The organism is Streptomyces sp. NPDC004539 (assembly GCF_040610055.1).
GTDB lineage: Bacteria > Actinomycetota > Actinomycetes > Streptomycetales > Streptomycetaceae > Streptomyces.
The window spans coordinates 218,049-241,341 of sequence record NZ_JBEXLS010000011.1; the positions used below are offsets into that span (position 1 = coordinate 218,049).

Consider the following 23,293-nt stretch of genomic DNA (forward strand, 5'->3'; position numbering starts at 1 on the left):
GTGTCAGACGGGCGGCCAGGGGATGGCGGGCCACTCCCCGCTCGGTTCCGGGTGCTTCCCGGTGGCCAGCAGGGCGTCGACCCGCGCGCGGGTGGCGTCGAGTTCGGCCGGGGTGATCAGGGGGGCGAGAGTCGTGGTGAGCGCTCCGGAGGGCTCCAGGGCGCCTCTGAGGTCCTTGAGGACGGTGTGGGCCTCGTCGGTCAGGGGCTCGCCCGCCCAGCCCCACAGGAGCGTACGGAGCTTGTTCTCGGTGTTGAAGGTCACGCCGTGGTCGATGCCGTAGAGGCGGCCGTCGGCGGTGGGCAGGAGGTGGCCGCCCTTGCGGTCGGCGTTGTTGATCACGGCGTCGAGGACGGCGAGGCGGCGCAGCCGGTCGTCGTCGGCGTGCACGAGGAGCGCCGTCCTGCCCTCCCCGACCTCGGCGAACCCGATGGCCCTCCAGCCCGGCTCCGGTTCCTCGGCGTCGACCAGGGCGAGGAGTTCGGCCTCGGGCGACACCTCGATCCACAGCTGGCACATGCCCTCGCCGTACGGGCCGTCGCGCAGGACGGTCGGCGGGATCAGTCCCCAGCCGGTCGCGGCGGACACCTCGTAGGCGGCGACCTCGCGCTGGGCGAGGGTGCCGTCGGGGAAGTCCCACAGGGGCCGTTCCCCGGCGACCGGCTTGTACACGCAGGCCGCCTCACGGCCGTCGTGGGCCACCGTGCAGTACAGGGCGGCGTTGGAGGCGTCGCCGATGCGTCCGCGCACGGTCAGCTCGCCGCGCGCCAGGAGCAGCGCGTCCGCGGGTTCCACGGTCGTCACGCCCCTCGCCGGTATCCGTTCTGGCGCGGACATACATGTCCTTCCGGGTCGAGCGGCAGGCTGCACAGCGGGCAGGGCGGGCGGCCCGCGTTGACGACGTCCAGGGCGCGCTTGGCGAACGCGCGCGCCTGCGCGCCGGTGAGCCGGACGCGCAGCATCGGGGGGCCGTTCTCCTCGTCCTGGAGGAGCCGTTCCTCCGCCTCGGCGAGGTCCTCCTCGGAGTCCGCGTCGAGCTCCACGAGGGCCTGCGCCTCGACGATCATGCGCTGTTCGTCGCCGTCCCAGGCGAGGGCCATGGTGCCGACCCGGAACTCCTCCTCGACGGGTGAGTCCAGGGGGCGGGTGTCGGGGTTCTCGGCGGGGGCGACGGCGGGCACGGCGGCGTTTCCGCCGCTGCGGCGCACGACCTCGTCCAGCAGTTCGTCCATACGCTCGGCGAGCGCGGCCACCTGGGTTTTCTCCAGCGACACGCTGGTGACCCGGGAGCCGGCGACGGCCTGGAGGAAGAAGGTACGGCGTCCGGGCAGTCCGACCGTGCCGGCCACGAAACGGTCCGGCGGGTCGTAGAGGAACACCTGACGGGACACGTCCTGTCTCCAGTGGGAGTCGTGAGTTCGGATACGTCCGGGCGCGCGGGCGCGCGCTGTGCGGACCGCTTCACCCTACTGCGGGCGACGATCACGGTGCGCCCGCACCACCTCCCACGGTCGCGTCCCCGGTGGGCGGTTCCTCGCGGGGGGCGAGGGAGGTCAGGTCGCCGGTGTCGCCGAGGCGCACGAGGAAGGGGCGCAGCCGGGTGTAGCGGATCGCCGTGACGGAGCAGGGTTCGACGGAGATGCGCTGGAACAGGTCGAGGTGCAGGCCGAGGGCGTCGGCGACGAGCGCCTTGATGATGTCGCCGTGGGAGCACATCAGGTAGACGGCGCTCTCGCCGTGGTCGCGCTCCACGCGCGCGTTCCACTCGCGTACGGCCTCGGCGGCGCGGGTCTGCATCGAGCGCATCGACTCGCCGCCGGGGAACGCGGCGGCGGAGGGGTGGGCCTGGACGACCTCCATGAGGGGGTCGCCGCTCAGTTCGGCGAGTTTGCGTCCGCTCCAGTCGCCGTAGTGCGCCTCCCCGATGCGGTCGTCGGTGTGGGCGGTGAGGCCGCGGGCCTCCAGGAGGGGCCGTACGGTCTCCTGGCAGCGCTGGAGGGGGCTCGCGACGACTTCCGCTATCGGGAGCCCTTCGAGGCGTCCGGGGAGCGCCGCCGCCTGCGCGGTGCCGCGGTCGTCCAGGGCGACTCCGGGTGTCCAGCCGGCGAGCACTCCGGAGGTGTTGGCGGTGGACCGTCCGTGCCGGACGAGGATCAGGGTGGGCATGCGGCCCAGGGTAGGCGTACGCGCACGTGCGGGGCCGGGCGCGCGGCGGGAGAATACGCTCCGTGATCGTCGACTGTGCCGTCTACCGTGACGGGCGCCGGGTGGCCGGGCCCGCCGACTTCTCCGACGCGCTGGCCGAGGCGCGGGGCTCGGGCGGGTTCGTGTGGATCGGCCTGCACGAGCCGACGCCGGACGAGTTCGCGCTCGTCACCGAGGAGTTCGGGCTCCACCGGCTGGCCGTGGAGGACGCCCTCAAGGCCCATCAGCGCCCCAAGCTCGACGTGTACGACGACTCGCTGTTCCTCGTCCTGAAGCCGGTGGGATACGACGAGGACAGCGACACCGTCTCCTCCGGCGAGGTCATGGTCTTCCTCGGCGACTGCTTCGTCGTCACCGTCAGACACGGCGAGGGCGCCCCTCTGGCGGCCGTACGCCGCCGGCTGGAGCACGAGCAGCCCGAGCTCCTCGCGAAGGGCCCCACGGCCGTCGTGTACGCGATCGCGGACGGTGTCGTCGACCGGTACCTGGAGGTCGCGGCCGAGTTGCAGAACGACCTGGAGGGGCTGGAGGCGGAGGTCTTCTCGCCGGACGGCGGGGACTCCCGGGGGGCCGCGTCGCGGATCTACACCTTCAAGCGGCAGGTCCTGGAGTTCCGGCGGGCCACCGTGCCGCTCGCCCTGCCCCTCACCCGGCTCGCCGGGTCGTACGGGGCGCCCGTGCCGTTCGTCCACGAGCGGTCGCGGCCGTTCTTCCGGGACGTCGGCGATCATCTCGCGCGGGTCAACGAGTCCGTCGAGGGGCTCGACCGGCTCGTCTCGGACATCTTGTCGGCGCATCTCGCGCAGATGAGTGTGCGGCAGAACGACGACATGCGGAAGATCTCCGCGTGGGCGGCGATGGCGGCGGTGCCGACGATGATCGCCGGGATCTACGGGATGAACTTCGAGCACATGCCGGAGTTGCGGTGGGTGTGGTCGTATCCGGCGGTGATTCTGATCATGGCGGGGCTTGAGGTGCTGCTGTACCGGTTGTTCAAGCGGCGGGGGTGGCTGTAGGGGGTTGGTTTTCTGAGGCCCGGCGTTTTTCGTGGCTCAGGTTTTTTTGTGGCTCGGGTTCTTTTGTGGCTCGGCCTTTTTTGTGACCGGGTCTCAGGCGAACTCGGGGGTGGCCGGGCCGCCCAGGGCGTTGCGGTGGGCCGGCATCTTCAGGGAGACCATGCGGTGCCAGCCGGCGAGGCGTTCGTAGGCGTAGACGGCGTGGATGCCGGCCGCGAGGGTCGCCGACTTCGCCTTCGGCCAGCCGAGGATGCGGCCCATGTGGGCCATGACGGCGAGGCTGACGTCCCGGTAGACGCGGATCTCGGCGAGCGCGCACTCCCGCAGGGTCCGCTGGATCGCCGGGCCGTGTCCCGCGCGGGCGAACCGCAGGAGTTCCTCGTGGCAGTAGGCGAGGTGGTTGTCCTCGTCGTGGGAGATCATCCGGACGGCGCGACCGAGGTCGGGGTGGTCCGCGAAGTGGCGGCGCAGGAGTTCCATCTGCTCCGAGGCGCGCTGTTCGGTGACCCTGCTGTGCGCGAGGTAGGTGACGACGTCCTGGACGGTGAGCGGCCGGTCGGCCTTCAGCTTGTCGTGGGCGAGGCCGATGCCGTTGTGCTCCAGGAGCATCGTGTAGTCCGTGTCGGCCGGTACCGGGACCGGTTCCAGGCCGCGTTTCCTCATCAGGGCGTTGAAGATCCGGCCGTGCTTGTCCTCGTCGGCGCCGTGCCGGGTGATCTTCGGGGCGAGGGCGCGCTCGCTCTCCGGGACCAGTGCGGCGATCCTCGCGTTCTCCCAGCCGCCCTGGGACTCGCCGCTCGCCGCGATCGAACAGAACAGCCGGAACGACTCGTCGTCCGCAAGGATCTCCTGGAACAGGCTCTTCGCCGAAAGCATCCTGACCACCTCTTCGCGTCCGCAGGGTTTCGCAAAGAAAAAGTCAAATGCGATCCGGAACGCACCGCAACAGCTCCCCCGGACAACTCGCCCATCCGAGTACCCCCGCCCCCGTAACCCCACCCCCGCACCGACGTTGTTCCTCACAGCCGGCCGTGGCGGGGAAGACCCCCCGAGCCCCCACCACGGCCGCGAAACTCTCCGAGGGCCGACCGGGAACGACACTGCCGCGACAGACACCCCGGAACTCACGCCACCCAGACCACGCCCCTCCCGCAAGAGGCCGCCACTCGGCCGACTCACCGAGAGACCACCTCGGCCTCGGGCCAGCGGGCGGCGGGGCAGCGCCAGAAACCCCTTCGCCCGCGCGCGTGCGGCTCGCGAACGCCGCCCTACGCGCGCGAGCGCGCTGTGCCGTAGAGCCAGGGGCAGGGCCAGGGGCCGCACCGTGAGCCTGGCTTCACGCGTGCGTGCGGCTCACCGCCTGAAGCGGCGGTCGGCGGGGAGGCGCCCGGCGGGGCTTCACGCGCGTGTGCGGCTCACCGGGCCACGCGCCTGATCGGACGGGACTCTCGGCCCGCTTTCGCGCGCGCGTGCGGCTCTCCGCCATGAACGCCCGTCGCTCCGCCTCCGCCGACCCGCCCTCACGCGTGAGGCTCTCGGTCGGGGGCGTCGTACCGGCCCCAGCCTCTGCGCTCTCACGCGCGCGTGGCGCTCCCGTTCTCCCGGTCCCCTACGCCAGGCCCGCCAGTTCCAGTGCCTCCGCGCCGGCCCTCAGGGAGGCGAGGCGTTCGTCGAGGGTGAAGCCGGCGGGGGCGAGGGTGAGGGTGGTGACGCCTACCGCGGCGTAGGACTTCATGCGGTCGGCGATGCGGTTCACCGAGCCGAGGAGGGCGGTCTTGTCGATGAGGTCGTGGGGGACGGCGGCTGCCGCGCCGGTCTTGTCGCCCGCGAGGAACTTGTCCTGGATCTCGGCGGCCTCGGACTCGTACCCCATGCGCTGGGCCAGCTGGTTGTAGAAGTTCTGCTTGCGGCTGCCCATGCCGCCGACGTACAGCGCGGTGTACGGCCGGAACGTGTCCGCGAGCTTCTCGACGTCCTTGTCGTCGCCGAGGGCGAGCGGGAGCGTCGGGCAGACGTCGAAGCCGTCGAGGGTGAGGCCCGCCTTCTCGCGGCCCGCGCGCAGGTGCTTGAGGGCGGTGTCCTCAAGGTGCTCCGCGGAGGGGAAGATCAGCAGCGCGCCGTCGGCGATCTCACCGGTCTGCTCAAGGTTCTTCGGCCCGATCGCCGCGATGTACAGCGGGATGTGCTCGCGCTCCGGATGCACCGTCAGCTTGATCGGCTTGCCCGGCCCCCCGGGCAGCGGCAGCGTCCAGTGCTCCCCCTCGAACGACAGCCGCTCACGCGTCATCGCCTTGCGGACAATCTCGACGTACTCGCGCGTGCGCGACAGCGGCTTGTCGAACTTGACGCCGTACCAGCCCTCGGAGACCTGCGGCCCGGAGACCCCGAGGCCGAGCCGGAACCGCCCGCCCGAGAGGGAGTCCAGGGTCGCGGCGGTCATCGCGGTCATCGCGGGCTGGCGGGCCGGGATCTGGAAGATGGCCGACCCGACGTCGATCCGCTCGGTCTTCGCCGCGACCCAGGTCAGCACGGTCGCCGCGTCCGAGCCGTACGCCTCCGCCGCCCAGCACACCGCGTAGCCGAGCCGGTCGGCCTCCTGCGCCACGGCGAGGTTGTCCCCGTCCATCCCGGCACCCCAGTAGCCGAGGTTGATCCCGAGCTGCATTGGCCGCATCCCCTTACCGATCAGTAACGTCCCTTGTGCACAGACCATAGCGCGCGCCCTCGTACGGCCGGGAGTACCGCCCCCGCGATCCACAACCTGCGGATTCGGTTATCCACAGGCCACCCACCGCCCGGTTCTGGCCAGTAATCTCGGCGTCCATGGAGCAGAGGCATCTCGGCCGCACCGGCCTTCGCGTGTCCCGTATCGGGCTAGGCACCCTGACCTGGGGCCGCGACACGGACGAGCACGACGCGGCGGACCTCTTGAAGACGTTCTGGGAAGCGGGCGGCACCCTCGTCGACACGGCGGACGTGTACGGCGACGGCGACGCCGAATACCTGCTGGGCCGCCTCATAGAGGGCCTGGTCCCGCGCCGGGACCTGATCATCGCGACGAAGGCGGGCAGCGTCCCCGACCCCGACCGCCGCTTCGACGGCTCACGAGGGCATCTCCTGGCCGCGCTGGACGCCTCGCTGGCCCGCCTCGGCACGGACTACGTGGACGTGTGGCACATCCACGCCTACGACCCCCACACGCCGATGGAGGAGACCCTCCAGGCGCTCGACATCGCTGTCTCCAGCGGGCGCGCGCGGTACGCGGGCGTCTCCAACTTCTGCGGCTGGCAGATCGCCAAGGCCGCCACCTGGCAGCTCGCCGCGCCCGGCACGCGTACGCGCCTGTCGAGCACGCAGATGGAGTACTCCCTGCTCCAGCGCGGCGTCGAACGCGAGGTACTGCCCGCCGCGATCGACCTCGGCATCGGGCTGCTGCCCTCCTCCCCGCTCGGCCGCGGCGTCCTCACCGGCAAGTACCGCGGCGCCGTCCTCCCGCCCGACTCCCGCGCCGCCTCCGACCACTTCGCCCCCTTCGTCGAGCCCTACCTCGACGACACCGCGAGCCGCGTCGTCGACGCGGTGACGACCGCCGCGGACGGCCTCGCCGTGACCCCGCTGCACATCGCCCTCGCCTGGGTCCGCGACCGGCCCGGCGTCGCCGCGCCCATCATCGGTCCGCGCAACGCGCAGCAGCTCAGCGCCGCTTTGTCAGTGGAGGCCCTTACGCTTCCAGACGAGATCTGCCGGGCCCTCGACGACGTGTCGGCGCCCGTGCACCGCTATCCCGATCACGACTGGAGCACGCTGTGAGCACGGACCCGGAGACCACGGAGACCGAACCGGGCAGTTCCGACGCGGGCGGTTCCGACGCGGGCAGTTCCGACGCCGGGGAAACGGGGCCCTCCGGGGGCGGAGAGGACGCCGGGTCCGGCGGGCGGGAACTCGCCGAGGGCGAGGGTGGCGCGAGCGGTGGAGTGGACGAGGTGGGGGGCGACTCCGGCGGGGGTGGAGGTGACGCGGACGGGGCCGAGGCCCAGAAGGGCGAGGGCGAGGCGGCGGCCCCCGGGCTCAGTGAGGCTCAGGCCGAGCTCGCCGCGCAGAAGGTCGAGCGGGAGCGGATCGCCCGGCGCAAGGCCGAGAAGAACACGCCGATCACCAGCGGCGGGAAGCTGAGCGGAACCGCCGCCGACCTACTGGCCGCCGTACGGGCCGTGGAGGGCGGGGCGAAGCCGTCGGAGGTGTACACGGCGCCCGCGCGCGGGGCCGCCGATTCCGGGCGAGACTCTGGCGCGGGAGCGGCCTCCGGGGGCGGTGACACCACGTACGAGCCCCCCGAGACCACCGGAGACGCCGGCGGCGGGGCGTCTGGAGGTGGCGGCGCCCCGGGGAACGTCGGCGGGCTCGGAGACGTCGGAGGCGCGGGTCCCTCCCCGGCTCTCGGCACCACCGGCCCCCTCAGTGCCACCAGCACTCCCGGAGCCACCGCCGCCCTCGGGCTCGTCGCCCAACCCCTCGGCGGGCCCGGCCTGCCCGCGCCGGAGCTCGTCGACGCCGTCCGCGGTGTCCTCGCCCAAGGCGGCGCACCGGAGGCGCTGGCCTCGCAGGTCGCCACCGCCCTCGGGGAAGGCGCCGGGGAACTGCTCCGCGAGGACCCCTGGCTGCTGCTGCGCGTCGCCGGGGTGCGGCCCGAGCAGGCCGACGGGTTCGCGCGGGCGCTGCTCGGCGCGGAGTGCGGGCCGGCGGACGAGCGGCGGGGCCGGGCGATGACGCTGTGGCTGCTGGAGCAGGCGGCCCTGGCGGGGCACACCGCGCTGGAGCTGCCCGCGCTGACCGCCGCGCTGGCCCAGCGGGGCGTACCGGACGCCGACGAGGCCGTGCAGGACACCGTCGCCGAGGGGGAGGCGCTGGTCTTCCAGGACGCCCTGGAGGAGCCCGGGGCCGCTCCCGCACAGGCCGAGGAGGACGACGAGGAGCGTCCCGTCCGCGTGCTGGTCGGCCTTGAGCGGTACGCCCTCGCGGAGGAGAGCCTCGCCGACGGCCTCGCCCGGATCGTCAACGCGCTGCCGAAGGACGACTCCCCCGGGTGGGAGTCCGCCGCGTCGGCGGCCCCGCGAGGCACCGCCGAACTGATCCGCGCGGTCGCCTCGAACGGCCTCGTCCTGCACACCGGCGGCGAGGCGTCCCGCACCGAACCGGCGGCCCTCCTCGACGCCGCCCGCGCCCTCGGCCTGCGCGCGGTCGCCGCCTGCCACACGGCGAGCGGCCGACACCGTTTCGCGTCCCTGCCGCACCCCGGACACACCCCGGAGGGCGGCATCCCGCACCCCACCGACGGCGACACGGCCGACGGACACCCGGACACCACAGCCCCCGCCCCCGCCCCCGCAGTCGTCACCCTCCCCGGTCTCCTCGCCGGTCTCGAAGGTCCCGGCCGGGACTCCGACGGAGCCTTCGCGCTCGACCTCCTCGTCCTGCTCGACGCGCCCCAACTGGACGTCGAGACGGCCGCGATGGTCGTGGAGTCGCTGCCGGACGGCGCGCGGCTCGTGCTGAGCGGGGACCCCGGGGTGCTGTGGTCGGCGGGAGCGGGCCGGGTCTTCGGGGACCTGCTGGCCGCGAAGGTGTGCCCGCAGGTCGCCTCGCGGACGCCGGACCCGGGTCCGATCGGCGAGCTGGTCTCCGGGATCGGCATCGGGGAGCTGAACCAGGTGGAGGCCCCCGGCAAGGAGATCGTGATCGTCCCGGTGCGGGACGCCGGGGAGGCCGTGCACCGCACCGTGCAGCTGGTCGCCGACTCCGTACCGAGGGCGTTCGGGGTCTCCCCGGAGGAGACCGTCGTCATCACGCCGGGCCACGGCGGCGCGGCCGGGACGCGTGCGCTGAACGCGGCCCTCAAGGAGCGGCTCAACCCCGGCCCCGGCCGGTTCGCCGGGTTCGACCCCGGTGACCTCGTCGCCTACTCCCCCGCGCCGGGGCGCAGTGTCCCAGGCCGGGTGGTGGGCGCCGACGCGGACGGCCTGCGCCTGACCTGCGCGGGTGCCGCCGTCGTCGTACCGAAGGACCGGGTCGAGCAGAGTGTGCGGCACGGCTGGGCGCTGACCGCGCACCAGGCGGCGGGGGGCCGCTGGCCGGCGGCGGTCGTGGTGCTGCCGGGGGACGCGGCGCAGGGGCTGTCGCGGCCGTGGGTGTACACGGCGTTCGGCCGCCCGGAGCGGCACCTGTCGGTCGTCCACGGCGTGGAACAGGCCCTGCCGCGCGCGGTCGCCGAGGTCCTCCCGAAGCCGAGGACGACCCGGCTGCCGGTGCTGCTGCGCGGCCAGGTGCCGGTGGCGGCGGGGTAGTACGGCGGGCGGTGGCGGGCCGACGGGAAAGGGGCGCGGAGGGAACCTCCCCTCCACGCCCCTCAACGAGACGCCGCTCGACGAGACGCCCCTCGACAAGAACTCCCGCTACCGCCGGTCCGCGTTCAGCGGCTCCAGGTCGTCCTCCTCGGCCTCCTCGATCTCGTCGGCCTCGTCGTCGGCTTCGTCGTCCAGCTCGAAGTCCTCGTCCTCCGCCTCCTCGTCGAAGACGGCGCTGACGTCGAAGCGGCAGACGACCCGCTGGGGGTCGGCCTGGTCGAAGGGGGCCTCCAGCCACTCCCCGGGGTCGGCCGGGTCCTCGGCGGCGACGACCCAGAGCGTGGAGTCGCCCTCCTCCAGGCCGAACTCCTTGTGCCGGGAGGCGATCTCGTCGGGTTCGTACTCGCCGAACAGGATGCCGAGCGCGCCGTGGACGGTGCTCGCGGTGTCCTCGCCGCCGTCGTACTCCGCCGCCTCGACCCGCTGGGCCTGCGCGAGCAGCCGCTGGGGTTCCGCGACGGCGTAGTCGCGCCGGATGAGCACGCTGAGGGCGCTCGGTTCCTCGGGGCCCGCGTAGGGCGGCAGGGAGTCGTCCGTGCCGGGGATCTCGAAGGGGGTGACCTCGTCGTACCGGTCGTAGAGCAGTTCGTCGTACGTCTCCGCCGCAGCGGCCAGTTCGTTGAACGCCTCGTAGACGGCCGGGTCGTCCTCCCCCGACCGGCGTTCGACCGCGTCCAGGTGGCGGTCGAGCGCGGTCTTCACCGCCTCGGCGGCGGCGCGTACCTCGGCAGCGGTGGGCTGCGCAGCATCAGACATAGTGCAGACGCTATCCGTACGAGGCCCCAGCCCGCACAATAGATGCGATGCCGGAATACGAATTTGTCGACGTGTACGTACCTCGCGGGGTCTCCCGCAAGGAGGCGGCACGCCTGCTGACGGACCATGCCGAGTACGGACACTGGGAGTTGCACCGTCTGAGCCTCATGCGGGACGGCAGCCGCAGAGTGCGGTTGCGGAGGCGGATCATCCGCCAGGCACGGGCCACGTGGTGAGCTGAGACGCGGACGAAGGAGACGGGCGAGACGACGGAGCGGGCCCCGCCGGGTCGGGGCCCGCTCCGTCGCGCTTTCGGCGGGCGGTGATCCCTGTGTCCGGGATCACCTCCGCGGTTTCACGGCAGTTGTCGCGCTCTGGAGTGTTTTGCCGTGATTTTTAAGGTCGTTGCCTCAGCTTGGCCGAAGATCGCCGTCGGCTGAGGCTCGCCGGTCAGGCCGAGGCGCGCTTGCGGCGGTAGAGCACCGCGCCCGCGACCAGCATCCCCGCGCCGGCCGGGAGGGCGAGGCCCAGGGGGAGTTCGGCACCGGTGCTCGCCAGTTCACCGGAGAGGGTGGGGGGTTGGGCGGACAGGTGGGTGGTGTGAGGGGTGTGGTTCGGGGGGTTGTGGTGGGTGGGGGTGGTGGGGTGCGTCGGGTGCGTGGGGCCGGAGGGGTTCGAGGTGCCGGGGTTGCCCGGGGTGCCGGGGGTACCGGGATGCCCCGGCGTACCGGGACCACCGGGATTCCCCGGACCGCCAGGACCACCAGGCCCACCGGGACCTCCAGGGCCGCCAGGCCCACCGGGGCCGCCCGGATTCCCCGGACCCCCGGGACCGCCAGGCCCACCCGGCCCCCCGGGATTCCCCGGATTCCCCGGGTTACCCGGATTGCCGGGATGCCCCGGATACCCCGACCCCCCGTTCCCGCAGTCGTTCCCGAACGCCGGATTCGCGATCCCGACGACGTCGATGCTGTTCCCGCACAGGTTCACCGGCACATCGACCGGCACCTGTACGTGGTTCCCGGACCCCACCCCGGGCGACCCCCCGGCGTGACCGCCCGCGTGCGCGCCCCCGGAGCCCCCGGACGCGCCCTGCCCGCCGTGCTCTCCGTACCCGCCATGACCGCCGTGCCCACCGTGCGAGCCGGACCCCCCGTACCCCCCAGAACCCCCGTACCCGCCGGAGTCGCCGTACCCCCCGGAGCCCCCGTACCCACCCCCGGCCTTCCCCCCGCCCCCGTTCCGGCAAGCGTTCCCCATCGCCGGATTGAGCAGCCCCACCACGTCCACGGTGTTCCCGCACACGTTGACCGGCACATGCACCGGCGCCTGGACCGTGTTCCCGGACAGCGCGCCCGGAGACCCCTCGGCCGCACCCCCCGCCGCGGAGTCCGCGTGCGCGACCCCGCCCGCCGCGGCGATCGCCCCCGTCGCCGCCGCCACGGTCATGAGCCCCTTGCGGGTGACCTGTCGCATCCTGATCCCTGCCTTCGCCTCACTGATGTCCGCTGGTTCCCGAAACCGGCCGGCCCCGGAGCGCATGGCGCGCGCTCCGGGGCCGGTACGGCGTGTGGACGCCCCCCTCAGCGGGGTGGCGTCACTTGTTGATGCAGGTGTTGCCGAAGGCGGGGTTCAGCAGGCCGATCACGGAGATCGTGTTGCCGCACACGTTCACCGGAACGTGCACGGGGACCTGGATGACGTTGCCGGACAGGACGCCCGGGGAGCCCACCGCGGCACCCTGCGCGCCGGCGTCGGCGACGGCCAGACCCGCGCCCGCGAGAACGAGACCGCCCGTGGCAGCCGCGGCGGCGACGACCTTCTTGATCATGGGTATTCCTCCTAGTTGGCAAGCGGCCCAAGGTGCGGGCCGCATGACCAGTAACGAGGAGGGGCCATTGGGGCTACGAGCGTATGGTCCGATTCACCCGTCCGGGGGGAGGCCGAACGGGCAGCCGAATCCTCAGGACGCGTCGATGAACCGGTCCAGGACCCGTACGCCGAACCGGAGCCCGTCCACCGGGACCCGCTCGTCGACGCCGTGGAACATCCCCGCGAAGTCCAGCTCCGGCGGCAGCTTGAGCGGCGCGAAGCCGAAGCCGCGGATGCCGAGGTCGTCGAAGGACTTCGCGTCGGTGCCGCCGGAGAGCATGTAGGGGACGGCCTTGGCGGTGGGGTCCTCGGCGAGCAGCGCGGCGGACATGGCGTCGACGAGGGCGCCGTCGAAGGACGTCTCCAGCGCCTTGTCGGAGTGGACGTCCTCGCGGCGTACGCGCGGGCCGAGGAGGCGGTCGAGGTCGGTGAGGAACTCCTCCTCGTGGCCCGGCAGGAAGCGGCCGTCGATGTGCGCGGTGGCCTCGCCGGGGATGACGTTGACCTTGTAGCCGGCGCCGAGCTGGGTGGGGTTCGCGGTGTTGCTGAGGGTCGCGCCGATCAGCTTGGCGATGCCGCCGAGGCGGGCGAGGGTCGCCTCCATGTCCTCCGGGTCGAGGGGCGTGCCGAGGGCGTCGCCGAGTTCGTCGAGGAAGGCGCGGGTGGTCTTGGTGACGCGGACGGGCCACTTGTGGCGTCCGACGCGGGCGACGGCCTCGGAGAGTTCGGTGATCGCGTTGTCGCGGTGGATCATCGAGCCGTGCCCGGCCGTCCCAGCGACGGTGAGCTTCATCCAGTGCATGCCCTTCTCGGCCGTCTGGATGAGATACAGCCGCCGCTGCTCGCTGACGGTGAACGAGAATCCGCCGACCTCGCTGATCGCCTCGGTGACGCCGTCGAAGAGGCCGGGGTGGTTGTCGACGAGGTGGCGCGCGCCGTACGTGCCGCCCGCCTCCTCGTCCGCGAGGAACGCGAGGACGATGTCCCGGGGCGGCTTGCGCCCGCTGCGCAGCCGGTCGCGGACGACCGCGAGGGTCATCGCGTCCATGTCCTTCATGTCGACGGCACCCCGGCCCCAGACGCAGCCGTCCGCGACCTCGCCGGAGAACGGGTGGTGCGTCCAGTCGTCCGCGTTGGCGGGGACGACGTCGAGGTGGCCGTGGATGAGGAGCGCGGGCCGGGAGGGGTCCTCGCCCTCGATCCGGGCCACGGTCGAGGCGCGGCCGGGGTGCGACTCGAAGATCTCCGGTTCGAGCCCGACCTCGGCGAGCTTCTCCGCGACCCACTCGGCGGCCTGCCGCTCCCCCGGCCCCGAGTGGTCGCCGTAGTTGCTGGTGTCGAACCGGATCAGCTCGGAACAGAGGTCGACGACCTCGTCCTCGCCCCTGACGTACCCGTCCGTGCCCGTCTCGCTCACGCCTCTGCCTCCCACTGCCGGTCTTCTCTCTCCCCTCATCCTCCCTCCCCCGCCTCCCGTGCCCAAGACCGCTCCCGCCTCGTCACACACCGTTCACGCCGATCCACCCGTGATCGAGCACCCCGGAAACCCTGGTAATGTTTACGACGTCGCCGCGGGGGAAACCCGCGCGGAACACACACCCTGTCCGGGTGGCGGAATGGCAGACGCGCTAGCTTGAGGTGCTAGTGCCCTTTATCGGGCGTGGGGGTTCAAGTCCCCCCTCGGACACTGTGAGCGAAGGCTCCGACCACCTGGTCGGGGCCTTTTCGCATGATGTGTTGGATCTCTCTCCGGCACCAAGATCATGCAGGTCAGAGCGGTGCCGGGGGCACCGGTCGGTGGCTCGAACGGCTCTCTCCGGTGGCCGTCGAACCGGTTGATCCATAGCGTCGTACTAAAATTTCCGGCTTGTTACTGGCTGGAGCCGGACAACCCCAGGCATACCTGCGGGCCCGCCAGCGCCCCGGAGGTTTCCGGGAACGAGACGCGAGGGACCTGATGGCGGCCATACACGAGGTCAGCACGGCCTTGTTGGCGGAGGAGGAGACGGCGTTCGCGCGGTTCTCGGGAGGCTCTGCCGCCCCGGCGCGCACGCTCGTCGACATCTTCGACAGCACCGTGCGGTTCTACGGCGACGAGCCCGCGCTCGACGACGGAAACACCCAGCTGACCTACCGCGAACTGGCCGCCGAGGTGGAGCGGACGCGGCGGCGGCTCGCGGAGGCGGGCGTGGGGCTCGGCGACCGGGTCGGCGTACGGGTGCCGTCGGGCACGAACGATCTGTACGTCGCGATCCTGGCCGTCCTCGCTGTGGGCGCCGCCTATGTGCCGGTGGACGCGGAGGACCCGGACGAGCGGGCCGACCTGGTGTTCGGCGAGGCCGGTGTGCGGGCCGTGCTCACCGCCGGGAACGCGATCACCGTGCGGGAGGGCGAGAGCGCCCCGGCGGGGCGGCCGGGGGGCGGGCACGACGCGTGGATCATCTTCACGTCCGGGTCGACCGGGAAGCCCAAGGGCGTCGCCGTCTCGCACCGCAGCGCCGCGGCGTTCGTGGACGCGGAGGCGCGGCTGTTCCTCGCCGAGGAGCCGATCGGGCCCGGTGACCGGGTCATGGCGGGCCTGTCGGTGGCGTTCGACGCGTCCTGCGAGGAGATGTGGCTCGCCTGGCGGTACGGCGCCTGCCTGGTCCCCGTGCCCCGCTCCCAGGTCCGCAGCGGCGCCGATCTCGGGCCGTGGCTGGTGGAGCAGGAGATCACCGTCGTCTCGACGGTGCCGACGCTCGCCGCACTGTGGGAGCCCGAGACCCTCAACGACGTACGCCTGCTGATCTTCGGCGGGGAGGCGTGCCCGCCCGAGCTGGTGCAGCGGCTGGTGACCGAGGGGCGGGAGGTGTGGAACACGTACGGTCCGACCGAGGCGACGGTCGTGGCGTGTGCCGCGCTGCTGACCGGCGAGGAGCCGATCCGGATCGGGCTGCCGCTGGACGGCTGGGAGCTGGCGGTCGTGGACGACGCCGGCGAGCCCGTACTCATGGGCGGCACCGGGCAGTTGGTGATCGGCGGGGTCGGTCTCGCGCGGTACCTCGACGCGGAGAAGGACGCCGAGAAGTACGCGCCGCTCGAATCGCTGGGCTGGGAGCGGGCGTACCGGAGCGGTGACCTCGTACGGGCCGATCCCGAGGGGCTGTTGTTCCTCGGGCGGGCCGACGAGCAGATCAAGCTGGGCGGCCGGCGGATCGAACTCGGCGAGGTGGACGCCGCGTTGCAGGCGCTGCCCGGGGTGGCCGGCGGGGCCGCGGCCGTACGGACCGCGCGCAGCGGGAACCAGTTGCTGGTCGGCTATGTGGTGACGCAGGAGGGCTGGGACCAGGCCGCCGCCGTGGAGCGGCTGCGGGCCGAACTCCCGGCCGCGCTGGTGCCGTTGCTGGCGCCGGTCGACGAACTCCCCACCCGTACCTCGGGGAAGGTGGACCGCAACGCGCTGCCGTGGCCGCTGCCCGACCTGCAAACCTCGCTGGTGAAGGAGGAGTTGTACGGCACGGAGGCGTGGCTGGCCGAGCAGTGGACCGAGGTGCTGGGGGCTCCGGTCACCAGTGCCTCCGACGACTTCTTCGCCATAGGCGGTGGCAGCCTGTCCGCCGCGCAGCTCACGACGCGGCTGCGGGAGCGGTATCCGACCGCCGCCGTCCTGGACATCTATCAGCAGCCGGTGCTGCGCAAACTCGCCCGGCATCTGGAGGAGTCGGCGCAGGACGACGGCGCGGCGCGGGTGATCACGCCGGTGCCGGTGCGCGCGCAGGTGATCCAACTCCTCGTGCTGCTGCCGCTGTTCACCCTGACAGGGCTGCGCTGGACGACGGTGCTGGCGGCGGCCGGGAATCTGCTGCCGGGGTACGCGTGGCTGCCGACGGCGCCGTGGTGGCTGATCGCCGTCGTCGCGCTGCTGCTGTTCTCCCCGGCCGGGCGGCTGGGGATCGCGGCGGGTGGTGCGCGGCTGCTGCTGCGCGGGGTGCGGCCGGGCCGGTACCGGCGCGGCGGGAGTGTGCATCTGCGGCTGTGGACGGCCGAGCGGCTGGCGGAGTTCAGCGGGGCGACCTCGCTGACGGGCGCGTGGCTGGAGCGGTACGCGCGGGCGCTGGGCGCGAAGGTGGGTCCGGAGGTGGACCTGCACTCGCTGCCGCCGGTGACGGGCATGCTGAAGCTGGGGCGTGGGGCGGCCGTCGAGTCCGAGGTCGATCTGTCCGGCTGGTGGCTGGACGGGGACCGGCTGGAGATCGGCGCCCTGAAGATCGGCGCGCACGCCGTCGTGGGCACGCGCAGCATCCTCTTCCCCGGCGCCCGTGTCGGGAAGCGCGCCGAGGTGGCCCCCGGGTCGGCCGTCGCCGGGCAGGTCCCGACGGGCCAGCGCTGGGCGGGTGCCCCGGCGGTCAAGCTGGGCAAGGCGAAGCGGAGCTGGCCGAAGGAGCGCCCGGCGCGCGGCACGTACTGGCGGTTCATGTACGGCCTGACGGGCGGCGCCCTCGGGCTGCTCCCGGTGGCCGCGGCGGCCGTCGCGCTGCTGGTGGCGTCGGTGTTCGTGCGCCCCGGCGGCGCGGTGTGGCCGGGTGTCCTGTACGCGCTCGTCCCGGCGACCCTCGCGTACGGGCTCGTCTACGCGTTCCTGATCCTGGCGGGCGTCCGGCTGCTGAGCCTGCGCCTCGGGGAGGGGACGTATCCGACGCACAGCCGGGTCGGGTGGCAGGCGTGGACCGTGACGCAGCTGATGGACCAGGCGCGCGAGACGCTGTTCCCGCTGTACGCCGGGCTGGTCACGCCGGTGTGGCTGCGGGCGCTCGGGATGCGGATCGGGCGCGGCGCCGAGGTGTCGACCGTGCTGGCGCTGCCGAGTCTGACGACGGTCGGTGAGGGCGCGTTCCTCGCGGACGACACCCTGACCGCGCCGTACGAGCTGGGTGGCGGCTGGGTGCACATCGGGCGGGCCGAGATCGGGCGGCGGGCGTTCCTCGGGAACTCGGGGATGACGGCGCCGGGGCGGTCCGTGCCGGAGGGCGGGCTCGTCGGGGTGCTGTCGGCGACGCCGAAGAAGGCGAAGAAGGGCAGCTCGTACCTGGGTCTGCCGCCGGTGAAGCTGCCGCGCAGCGCCTCGGACGGCGACCAGAGCCGTACGTACGACCCGCCGGCGCGGCTGCTGTGGGCGCGTGGGCTGGTCGAGCTGTGCCGGATCGTGCCGGTGTTCTGCTCGGCCGGGGTCGCGGTGCTGGTCGTGGCCGCGCTGTGCCTGCTGGGGCCGTGGGCGTTCCTCGCGGGCGGCGTCGTGCTGCTCGGGGCGGGGGTGCTGGGTTCTCTGCTGGCGGTCGTCGCGAAGTGGGCGCTCGTCGGGCGGCACCGGGCCGGGGAGCATCCGCTGTGGAGCTCCTTCGTGTGGCGCAATGAGCTGGCGGACACGTTCGTCGAGGTCGTCGCCGTGCCGTGGCTGGCCGGGGCGGTGCCCGGGACGGTCGTCATGACGGCCTTCCAGCGGGGGCTGGGCGCGCGGATCGGGAAGGGGGTCTGGCTGGAGTCGCACTGGCTGCCCGAGGCCGATCTCGTGACCCTCGCGGAGGGTTCGACGGTCAACCGGGGCTGTGTTCTCCAGACTCACCTCTTCCACGACCGGATCTTGCGGACGGATACTGTGGTACTCCGTGAGGGCGCCACACTGGGCCCTGGCGGAATCGTGCTGCCCGGCAGCACGATCGGGGCCCGTACGACACTGGGTCCCGCGTCGCTCGTCATGGCCGCGGAGTCCGTCCCCGACGACACCCGCTGGCTGGGCAACCCGATCGAGGCGTGGCGCCCGTGAGCACACGCCGCTCGGTCTCCATGGGCGGCGGTTCGAGTGGCACGGCGCAGGGAGCGGACGCGGTAGTGGCAGTTCAGCAGGCAGCGGGGCCGGACCCGTACTTCCCGGACAACGGCGACCCTCGCTACCGCGTGCATCGCTACGAGATCACGCTGGACTACCGTCCCGGGCCGAACCGGCTGGCCGGGACGGCGCGGATCAACGCGATCGCGGGGCGGGGGGCGCTCACCGAATTCCATCTGAACCTGGCCGACTTCCGGGTCGGCCGGGTCCGGGTCGACGGGCGTCAGGCCCAATACACCCATCGGGGCGGGCGGTTGCGGGTCCGGCCGCCCAAGTCCGTGCGGGGCGGGGCCGCGTTCACCGTCGAGGTGCACTGGTCCGGGAATCCCAAGCCGGTCAACAGCCCCTGGGGCGGGATCGGTTGGGAGGAGCTGGGGGACGGGGCGCTCGTCGCGAGCCAGCCGGTGGGGGCGCCGTCGTGGTTCCCCTGCAACGACCGGCCCGCCGACAAGGCGGCGTACCTGCTGTCGGTGACGGTGCCTTCCGCGTACTCCGTGGTCACGGGGGGCCGGCTGCTCACGCGGACCACCCGGGCGTCCACCACCACCTGGGTCTACGACCAGCCCGCCCCCACCTCCAGCTATCTCGTCGGGCTCGCCATCGGCAAGTACCAGACCGTCCTCCTCGGTGACCTCGGGGTCGGCGGGGTGCCCCAGCACGGGCACATTCCGGCCGAGTTGCTCCCCCGTTTTTCCCGGGACTTCGCGCGGCAGCCGGCCATGATGGAGCTCTTCCAGGAGGTGTTCGGCCCGTACCCCTTCGACGAGTACGCCGTGGTCGTCACCGAGGAGGAGCTCGATGTGCCGGTGGAGGCACAGGGGTTGTCCCTGTTCGGCGTCAACCACGTGGACGGCGCGCGGGGTTCGGAGCGCCTCATCGCCCACGAGCTGGCCCATCAGTGGTTCGGCAACAGCGTCTCCGTCGCCGACTGGCGGCACATCTGGCTCAACGAGGGGCTCGCCAAGTACGCCGAGTGGCTCTGGTCCGAGCGGTCCGGCGGGCGCAGCGCCCATCAACTCGCCTCCGCCGCGCATCGGTTGCTGGCCGGGCTGCCCCAGGATCTGCGGCTCGCCGATCCCGGGCGGAAGAACATGTTCGACGATCGGCTGTACGAACGGGGTGGGGTGGCGATCCACGCGATTCGGTGCGCCCTGGGGGACTCGGCGTTCTTTCCGATGTTGCGGGGGTGGGCGGGGTTGCACCGGGGTGGGGCGGTGACCACGTCGACGTTCGTCGCCCACGTGGGGCGGTTCGCCGGGGGGGCTGTGGACGAGTTGTTCGACGCGTGGGTCTATGGGGCCGCGCTGCCTGAATTCCCGGCCATGCCTCCTGTGCCGCCGCTGCCCTCGTAGTTCGGCGTTGTTCGGGGGCGGTTCCGGGGGGCGGGGCGCTGAGCTGGGGGTTCGGCGTTCGGTTCGGGAGTCTTCGGGGTTTCGTGGGTGGCCTTGGCGGGTTCGCGAAGGTGGGGGCACCTACTAGTCCTGGAGGACGGGATGCGGAAGATCGTCAGTCTGCGGAGCGCGGTCATCATGGGGGTTTCGGTGGTGGCCGGGTCGGTCGCCGGGGGTGCCGTCGAGGCCTGGGGGCAGCTCGGCGGGGTGGGGAACGTGGTGACCGGGGCGGTGGCTCTGTGGTTCGCGGAGCGGCTGGACCGGGTGGTGGGGGACTGAGAGCGCGGGTCGGCGGGTCAGGGGTGTCGGCCCTGTCCGGGGGTGGCCAGGCGGCGGGCCAGGGCAGGGGCGGCGCTTTCGAGGATGGGGTGGAGGTATTCGGCGTCGGCTGCGGAGAGGAGGTGCCAGGAGGGGGCGTCGAGGGTGTTGAGGATGTTGACGGCGTGGTGGGTGCACCAGTGGTGGAGGTCCAGGCGGATGGCGGTTTTGAGGAGGAGGGTGAGGGGGCGGTTCAGTGGGGGTTCTTGGAGGGAGGTGAGGATGGCCGACAGGACCGGTCCAGTGCGGGCTGCCGCCGGCAGGTGGATGCGCACCGGAGGGACTCCCAGCAAGGTGGCGATCACGGTGTCGAGGGAGTTGTCGGTGCCTGTGCGGGACCGTTGACGGCAGGCGCAGGCCAGGAGGGCGATGCGGGTTTCGTCCGCCATCGTCTCGCCCTCGAATTCGCAAGTTACCAGCTGCCACAGCGCATCGCTCACGAAGGGTCCGGGGAGTCGTTCGCTCTCGGCAGTGAGGCGGTGGGCGATCGCGCCGTGATAGCGAACCCCGTCCAGCAGCATGGGGATCTCGTCCATGTCGCGCAGGCATCGCTCGTACCGGGCCGGCAGGTCCCCGTGCGGTGCAGGCGGGGCCAGCAGGAGAGCGACCAGGTCGTGTGCCCGGGAGATGAGCCGCCCTTTGGTGTCTTCCTCCATATAACCCGTGAGACCCCCCACCGCCTCCCACACGGGCAGCGCCGGGTCCACCAACTCCTCGATGTCAGGGTCGTGGAGGGCCAGCACGCGCCGGGACACGGCCGGCTCCGCGCCGTACGGGTCTCCCAGTTGGATCACGATGTCAGAATTCGGCGTTCCCTGGCTCTGGACCGGCGTCGTTCGCACGGCCCGGGTGAAGGCGTCCCATGTGCCTGCCGAGAACTGTGACTTCCACAGCGTCGCCAGTGCACGCCACCTCTCGCCCGGAGGGGACGCCTCCCCCGCGACCTCGGAAAAGTGGAGAGGGGTTCCCGGCGCGAGCGCCAGCAGCAGGAGGTTCGCGCTGTAGCAGGCGTGGCGGTAGGTGACGGTGACCGGGCCGGTCGCGTATCCGATGTCGCCGTCCACCGCGAACAGCGCCCGGGGGAAAAGCTCCTGGACGCGTTTCACGGACGGCGCCAGATCGCGCAGGTCGTCGATGATCCGTGCCCGGTCGGTGAGCGGCACGGAGGACAGGAGGGCGAACAGCAGGGCCGGGTGGTCCAGGGAGCGGGCGATCTTCCGTGCGACCAGGTACTCCCCGAAGGTCGCGTGCAGGAACTCGTACCAGAGCCGTTCCTCTCCCCCGTCGAACCTCGCTCGTGCCTCGTGGATGAAGAAGAACCGTCCGAAGAGCAGCCGGGGTTCGGGAGCGGTGAGGTGGTTGTCGGGGGCGCGGAGATGAGCGAGGTCGTGTTCGGCCTCCTCGCCGGTCACGCCCTGGCGGCCCCGGTTGAACATGGCGACGGCGATCACCGAGAGCAGGTCGAGTTCGTCCTCGGTCCGCCGCTCAAGGAGGTCTGGGCGGAGGCGGGGTTCCAGTTTGGCAATCTGGCGGCGGACGAAGAGGCTCAGGAGGCGTTCGTAGAGGGTGGCTCGGCTCATCGTGGCCGTGTCGCCGGGGTCGGGTTCGACGGAGTGGTAGAGCGCGAGCATGAGCAACAGCAGGGGCTGGGGCGCGAGTTCGGGGTAGCTGGCCGCCAGGTCGAGCAGGCGGGGGCGGCCCGTGTTGCACCGGTGCCAGGTCCGGGTCCAGCGGGCGATGCGTGGCCCGTCGAACGGCTCCAGCCGGATGACGACGCTCCCCAGCGGGATGCTCGCCTGGTCGGCGACGACCGTGCGGCTGGTGACGATCGCGGCGACCGGGCGGCCGTTGTCCGCGGACCGGCGCTGGAAATCGGCGATGTCGTCGAGGTAGTGGTAGTGGTCGCCGCCTGCCTGGAGGAGTTCGTCGAGGCCGTCGAAGATCAGTACCGGCATGACGTTCGGCGAGGATCGGGTGACGGTCGACCAGGTGGCCTCTCGGTGGGTGAGGGCGCGCAGGGCGTGGGCTATCTGGTCGAGGATGCCGATGTCGGCCGGGAGGTCACGGAGTTCGATACGGATCGGCAGGTAGTCGGAGGGCGGGAGGCGGGCGGCGAGGAGCCTGGTCAGTAGTGACTTGCCCGCGCCCGGGTCGCCCAGGACGATCAACGGCCGGTCTGGTGTGGGGAATCCGGAGAGGTGACCGGCGAGGAAGCCCTGGATCTCCTGGTGGAGGGGGCGGGTGTTCCACCAGGCGTCCACGTGCGGTCGGCTGTCGTTGCCGTGAACGGCGATGCGGAAGGCCGGGTTGACGTATCCCTGGGCGAGGCGGGGGATGCGCGGGCCGGCGATGCCCTCGCCGACCGAGGAGATCGAGTGGCGCAGTTCGTTGCGGTGGATCGTGGCGAGGCAGGCGGGCCACCCGGCAGGCTCCGGGTCTCGGGCGAAGACCCGCAGGAGGTTCTCCAGGCCATCAAGTCCCCTGGTCTGTGCGCGTAGTTCGCTGTAGAGGCCCTCAAGTTCCTCGCGCGCGGTGTCGGATGGGCAGGCATGCAGGGCTCCCGCCGCCTCAGGGCCGTCTCGCAAGGTGGTCCAGAGGTACAACTCCGGGCATTCTGCGGCCAGTTCGACGAGGCGGGTCTCGTAGAGAGTGGCCGTCTCGGTGGCCAGGCGAGGGTTGATGTCCAGCGCCAGGGCGACCCGCTCGTAGCTCTCGAAGGCCCAGGAGTGATGGCAGGTGTACGACACGTCCTCGACAGACAACGGAGCCGAGGTGAGCACGCTGTCGGACAGGGTCACGTCGATGACGTGGTTGAGTTCGAAGCTCGGCCAACTCCACCCCAGGATGGGCCCGTTCAAGCACGCGTCCACGACCAGCAGGCGGTGCGCCGCGTGCAGCAGCAGCGCCCGGTGGCTACCGCAGGCACCGCGCACCTTGCCCCTCAGGCCGGTCAGCAGCCGTCGTACGACACCGTCGAACCGGTGGCGTAACGCGGCGAGTTCGGAGTCCGACCGCAGTTCGGTCCGGTTGACGGACTCGGCTTCGGCGATCAGGCGGTCGTCCGGTCCGGCGAGGACGCGGGAGATGCCGTCGAGGTCGTCCGGTACCGGCATGCCGTAGACCCCGTAGTCATAGCGGCTCCCCAAGTGGTCGCCGCTGTCGCAGACCACACAGCCGACAGGCAGCCGCCCCGTGCTTCGCCCCGGCGAATCCCTCTCGGTGCGGTCGAGTTCGACCTCCAGCTCCTCAAGTCTCTTTCGCCAGTACCCGACTTCACCGCCGACGAGCCGGACCAGCTTCCGCACCACATCCCAGTCCGGTGCCTTCGCGCGGTGCCCGTTGAGGAGTTCGGAGAGGGCGGACGGGCTGAGGGCGAGCTCGCGGGCCACCTCCTTCTGGCTGAGGCCGCTCTTCCGCACCTCCGCCTTCAGCGGTCGCCAGAACGCGGCCACCGGGTCGCTGCCGGACACC

The 23,293-nt window shown here is 72.2% G+C and carries 17 protein-coding genes and 1 tRNA gene; 8 read left to right on the top strand and 10 right to left on the bottom strand.

Going from position 1 to position 23,293, the window contains the following annotated elements:
- Positions 1-3 precede the first annotated feature (3 nt).
- The 3 genes from ABZX85_RS23965 to ABZX85_RS23975 all read right to left on the bottom strand — a co-directional run bounded on the left by ABZX85_RS23965 (position 4) and on the right by ABZX85_RS23975 (position 2,166).
- Positions 4-837 carry an SCO1664 family protein gene (locus tag ABZX85_RS23965; protein ID WP_355872085.1) on the bottom strand — a complete coding sequence of 278 codons (834 nt, stop codon included), beginning with the start codon at positions 835-837 and terminating at the stop codon, positions 4-6.
- On the bottom strand, positions 801-1,391 hold the full coding sequence (locus ABZX85_RS23970) for a DUF3090 domain-containing protein (RefSeq protein WP_355872087.1): 591 nt from the start codon (positions 1,389-1,391) through the stop codon (positions 801-803). Before ABZX85_RS23970 ends, ABZX85_RS23965 begins: the two co-directional genes overlap by 37 nt.
- Before the next feature lie 91 nt (positions 1,392-1,482).
- Positions 1,483-2,166: a histidine phosphatase family protein gene (locus ABZX85_RS23975; RefSeq protein WP_355872089.1), complete on the bottom strand. Its 684-nt coding sequence runs from the start codon at positions 2,164-2,166 to the stop codon at positions 1,483-1,485.
- Positions 2,167-2,228: 62 nt separating this feature from the next.
- Between ABZX85_RS23975 and corA the strand changes: the two genes are divergently transcribed.
- A complete protein-coding gene (gene corA, locus ABZX85_RS23980) occupies positions 2,229-3,221 on the top strand; it encodes a magnesium/cobalt transporter CorA (protein ID WP_355872092.1) in 993 nt (330 codons plus the stop codon).
- 93 nt (positions 3,222-3,314) lie between these two features.
- Here corA and ABZX85_RS23985 read toward each other — a convergent pair whose 3' ends face one another.
- On the bottom strand, positions 3,315-4,097 hold the full coding sequence (locus ABZX85_RS23985) for a ferritin-like domain-containing protein (protein WP_355872093.1): 783 nt from the start codon (positions 4,095-4,097) through the stop codon (positions 3,315-3,317).
- A 733-nt stretch (positions 4,098-4,830) separates the two neighbouring features.
- Positions 4,831-5,886: an LLM class F420-dependent oxidoreductase gene (locus ABZX85_RS23990; RefSeq protein WP_355872096.1), complete on the bottom strand. Its 1,056-nt coding sequence runs from the start codon at positions 5,884-5,886 to the stop codon at positions 4,831-4,833.
- A 158-nt stretch (positions 5,887-6,044) separates the two neighbouring features.
- On the opposite strand from ABZX85_RS23990, the gene ABZX85_RS23995 reads away from it, so the two are divergent.
- Positions 6,045-7,031: an aldo/keto reductase gene (locus tag ABZX85_RS23995; RefSeq protein WP_355872099.1), complete on the top strand. Its 987-nt coding sequence runs from the start codon at positions 6,045-6,047 to the stop codon at positions 7,029-7,031.
- The gene (locus ABZX85_RS24000) at positions 7,028-9,562 is read left to right on the top strand and encodes a helix-hairpin-helix domain-containing protein (protein ID WP_355872101.1); all 2,535 of its coding nucleotides are present in this window, start codon (positions 7,028-7,030) and stop codon (positions 9,560-9,562) included. Before ABZX85_RS23995 ends, ABZX85_RS24000 begins: the two co-directional genes overlap by 4 nt.
- A gap of 108 nt (positions 9,563-9,670) precedes the next feature.
- On the opposite strand, the gene ABZX85_RS24005 is transcribed toward ABZX85_RS24000, so the two are convergent.
- Complete coding sequence (locus ABZX85_RS24005) at positions 9,671-10,378, bottom strand: hypothetical protein (RefSeq protein WP_355872104.1); 708 nt, start codon at positions 10,376-10,378, stop codon at positions 9,671-9,673.
- 47 nt (positions 10,379-10,425) lie between these two features.
- Between ABZX85_RS24005 and ABZX85_RS24010 the strand changes: the two genes are divergently transcribed.
- Positions 10,426-10,614 carry a DUF5703 family protein gene (locus ABZX85_RS24010; RefSeq protein WP_355872106.1) on the top strand — a complete coding sequence of 63 codons (189 nt, stop codon included), beginning with the start codon at positions 10,426-10,428 and terminating at the stop codon, positions 10,612-10,614.
- A 214-nt stretch (positions 10,615-10,828) separates the two neighbouring features.
- On the opposite strand, the gene ABZX85_RS24015 is transcribed toward ABZX85_RS24010, so the two are convergent.
- The 3 genes from ABZX85_RS24015 to ABZX85_RS24025 all read right to left on the bottom strand — a co-directional run bounded on the left by ABZX85_RS24015 (position 10,829) and on the right by ABZX85_RS24025 (position 13,667).
- Positions 10,829-11,854, bottom strand: coding sequence for a chaplin (locus tag ABZX85_RS24015; RefSeq protein ID WP_355872109.1), 1,026 nt, complete (start codon positions 11,852-11,854; stop codon positions 10,829-10,831).
- A gap of 121 nt (positions 11,855-11,975) precedes the next feature.
- Positions 11,976-12,209 (bottom strand): chaplin ChpH, encoded by a 234-nt coding sequence (gene chpH / locus ABZX85_RS24020; protein ID WP_010350369.1) that lies wholly within the window; start codon positions 12,207-12,209, stop codon positions 11,976-11,978.
- Positions 12,210-12,341: 132 nt separating this feature from the next.
- Positions 12,342-13,667: a M20/M25/M40 family metallo-hydrolase gene (locus ABZX85_RS24025; RefSeq protein WP_355872112.1), complete on the bottom strand. Its 1,326-nt coding sequence runs from the start codon at positions 13,665-13,667 to the stop codon at positions 12,342-12,344.
- Between the two features lie 185 nt (positions 13,668-13,852).
- Between ABZX85_RS24025 and ABZX85_RS24030 the strand changes: the two genes are divergently transcribed.
- From ABZX85_RS24030 to ABZX85_RS24045, 4 genes are all read left to right on the top strand, one after another.
- Positions 13,853-13,937: transfer RNA gene (locus ABZX85_RS24030), tRNA-Leu, on the top strand.
- 270 nt (positions 13,938-14,207) lie between these two features.
- A complete protein-coding gene (locus ABZX85_RS24035; RefSeq protein WP_355872114.1) occupies positions 14,208-18,050 on the top strand; it encodes a Pls/PosA family non-ribosomal peptide synthetase in 3,843 nt (1,280 codons plus the stop codon).
- Between the two features lie 65 nt (positions 18,051-18,115).
- Positions 18,116-19,465, top strand: a complete 1,350-nt coding sequence (locus ABZX85_RS24040; protein WP_355872117.1) for a M1 family metallopeptidase — start codon at positions 18,116-18,118, stop codon at positions 19,463-19,465.
- A gap of 141 nt (positions 19,466-19,606) precedes the next feature.
- On the top strand, positions 19,607-19,783 hold the full coding sequence (locus ABZX85_RS24045; protein WP_355872120.1) for a hypothetical protein: 177 nt from the start codon (positions 19,607-19,609) through the stop codon (positions 19,781-19,783).
- Between the two features lie 17 nt (positions 19,784-19,800).
- Here the strand turns inward: ABZX85_RS24045 and ABZX85_RS24050 are convergent, their stop codons facing one another.
- Positions 19,801-23,292: a helix-turn-helix transcriptional regulator gene (locus tag ABZX85_RS24050; protein ID WP_355872122.1), complete on the bottom strand. Its 3,492-nt coding sequence runs from the start codon at positions 23,290-23,292 to the stop codon at positions 19,801-19,803.
- Between the last annotated feature and the right edge of the window lies 1 nt (position 23,293).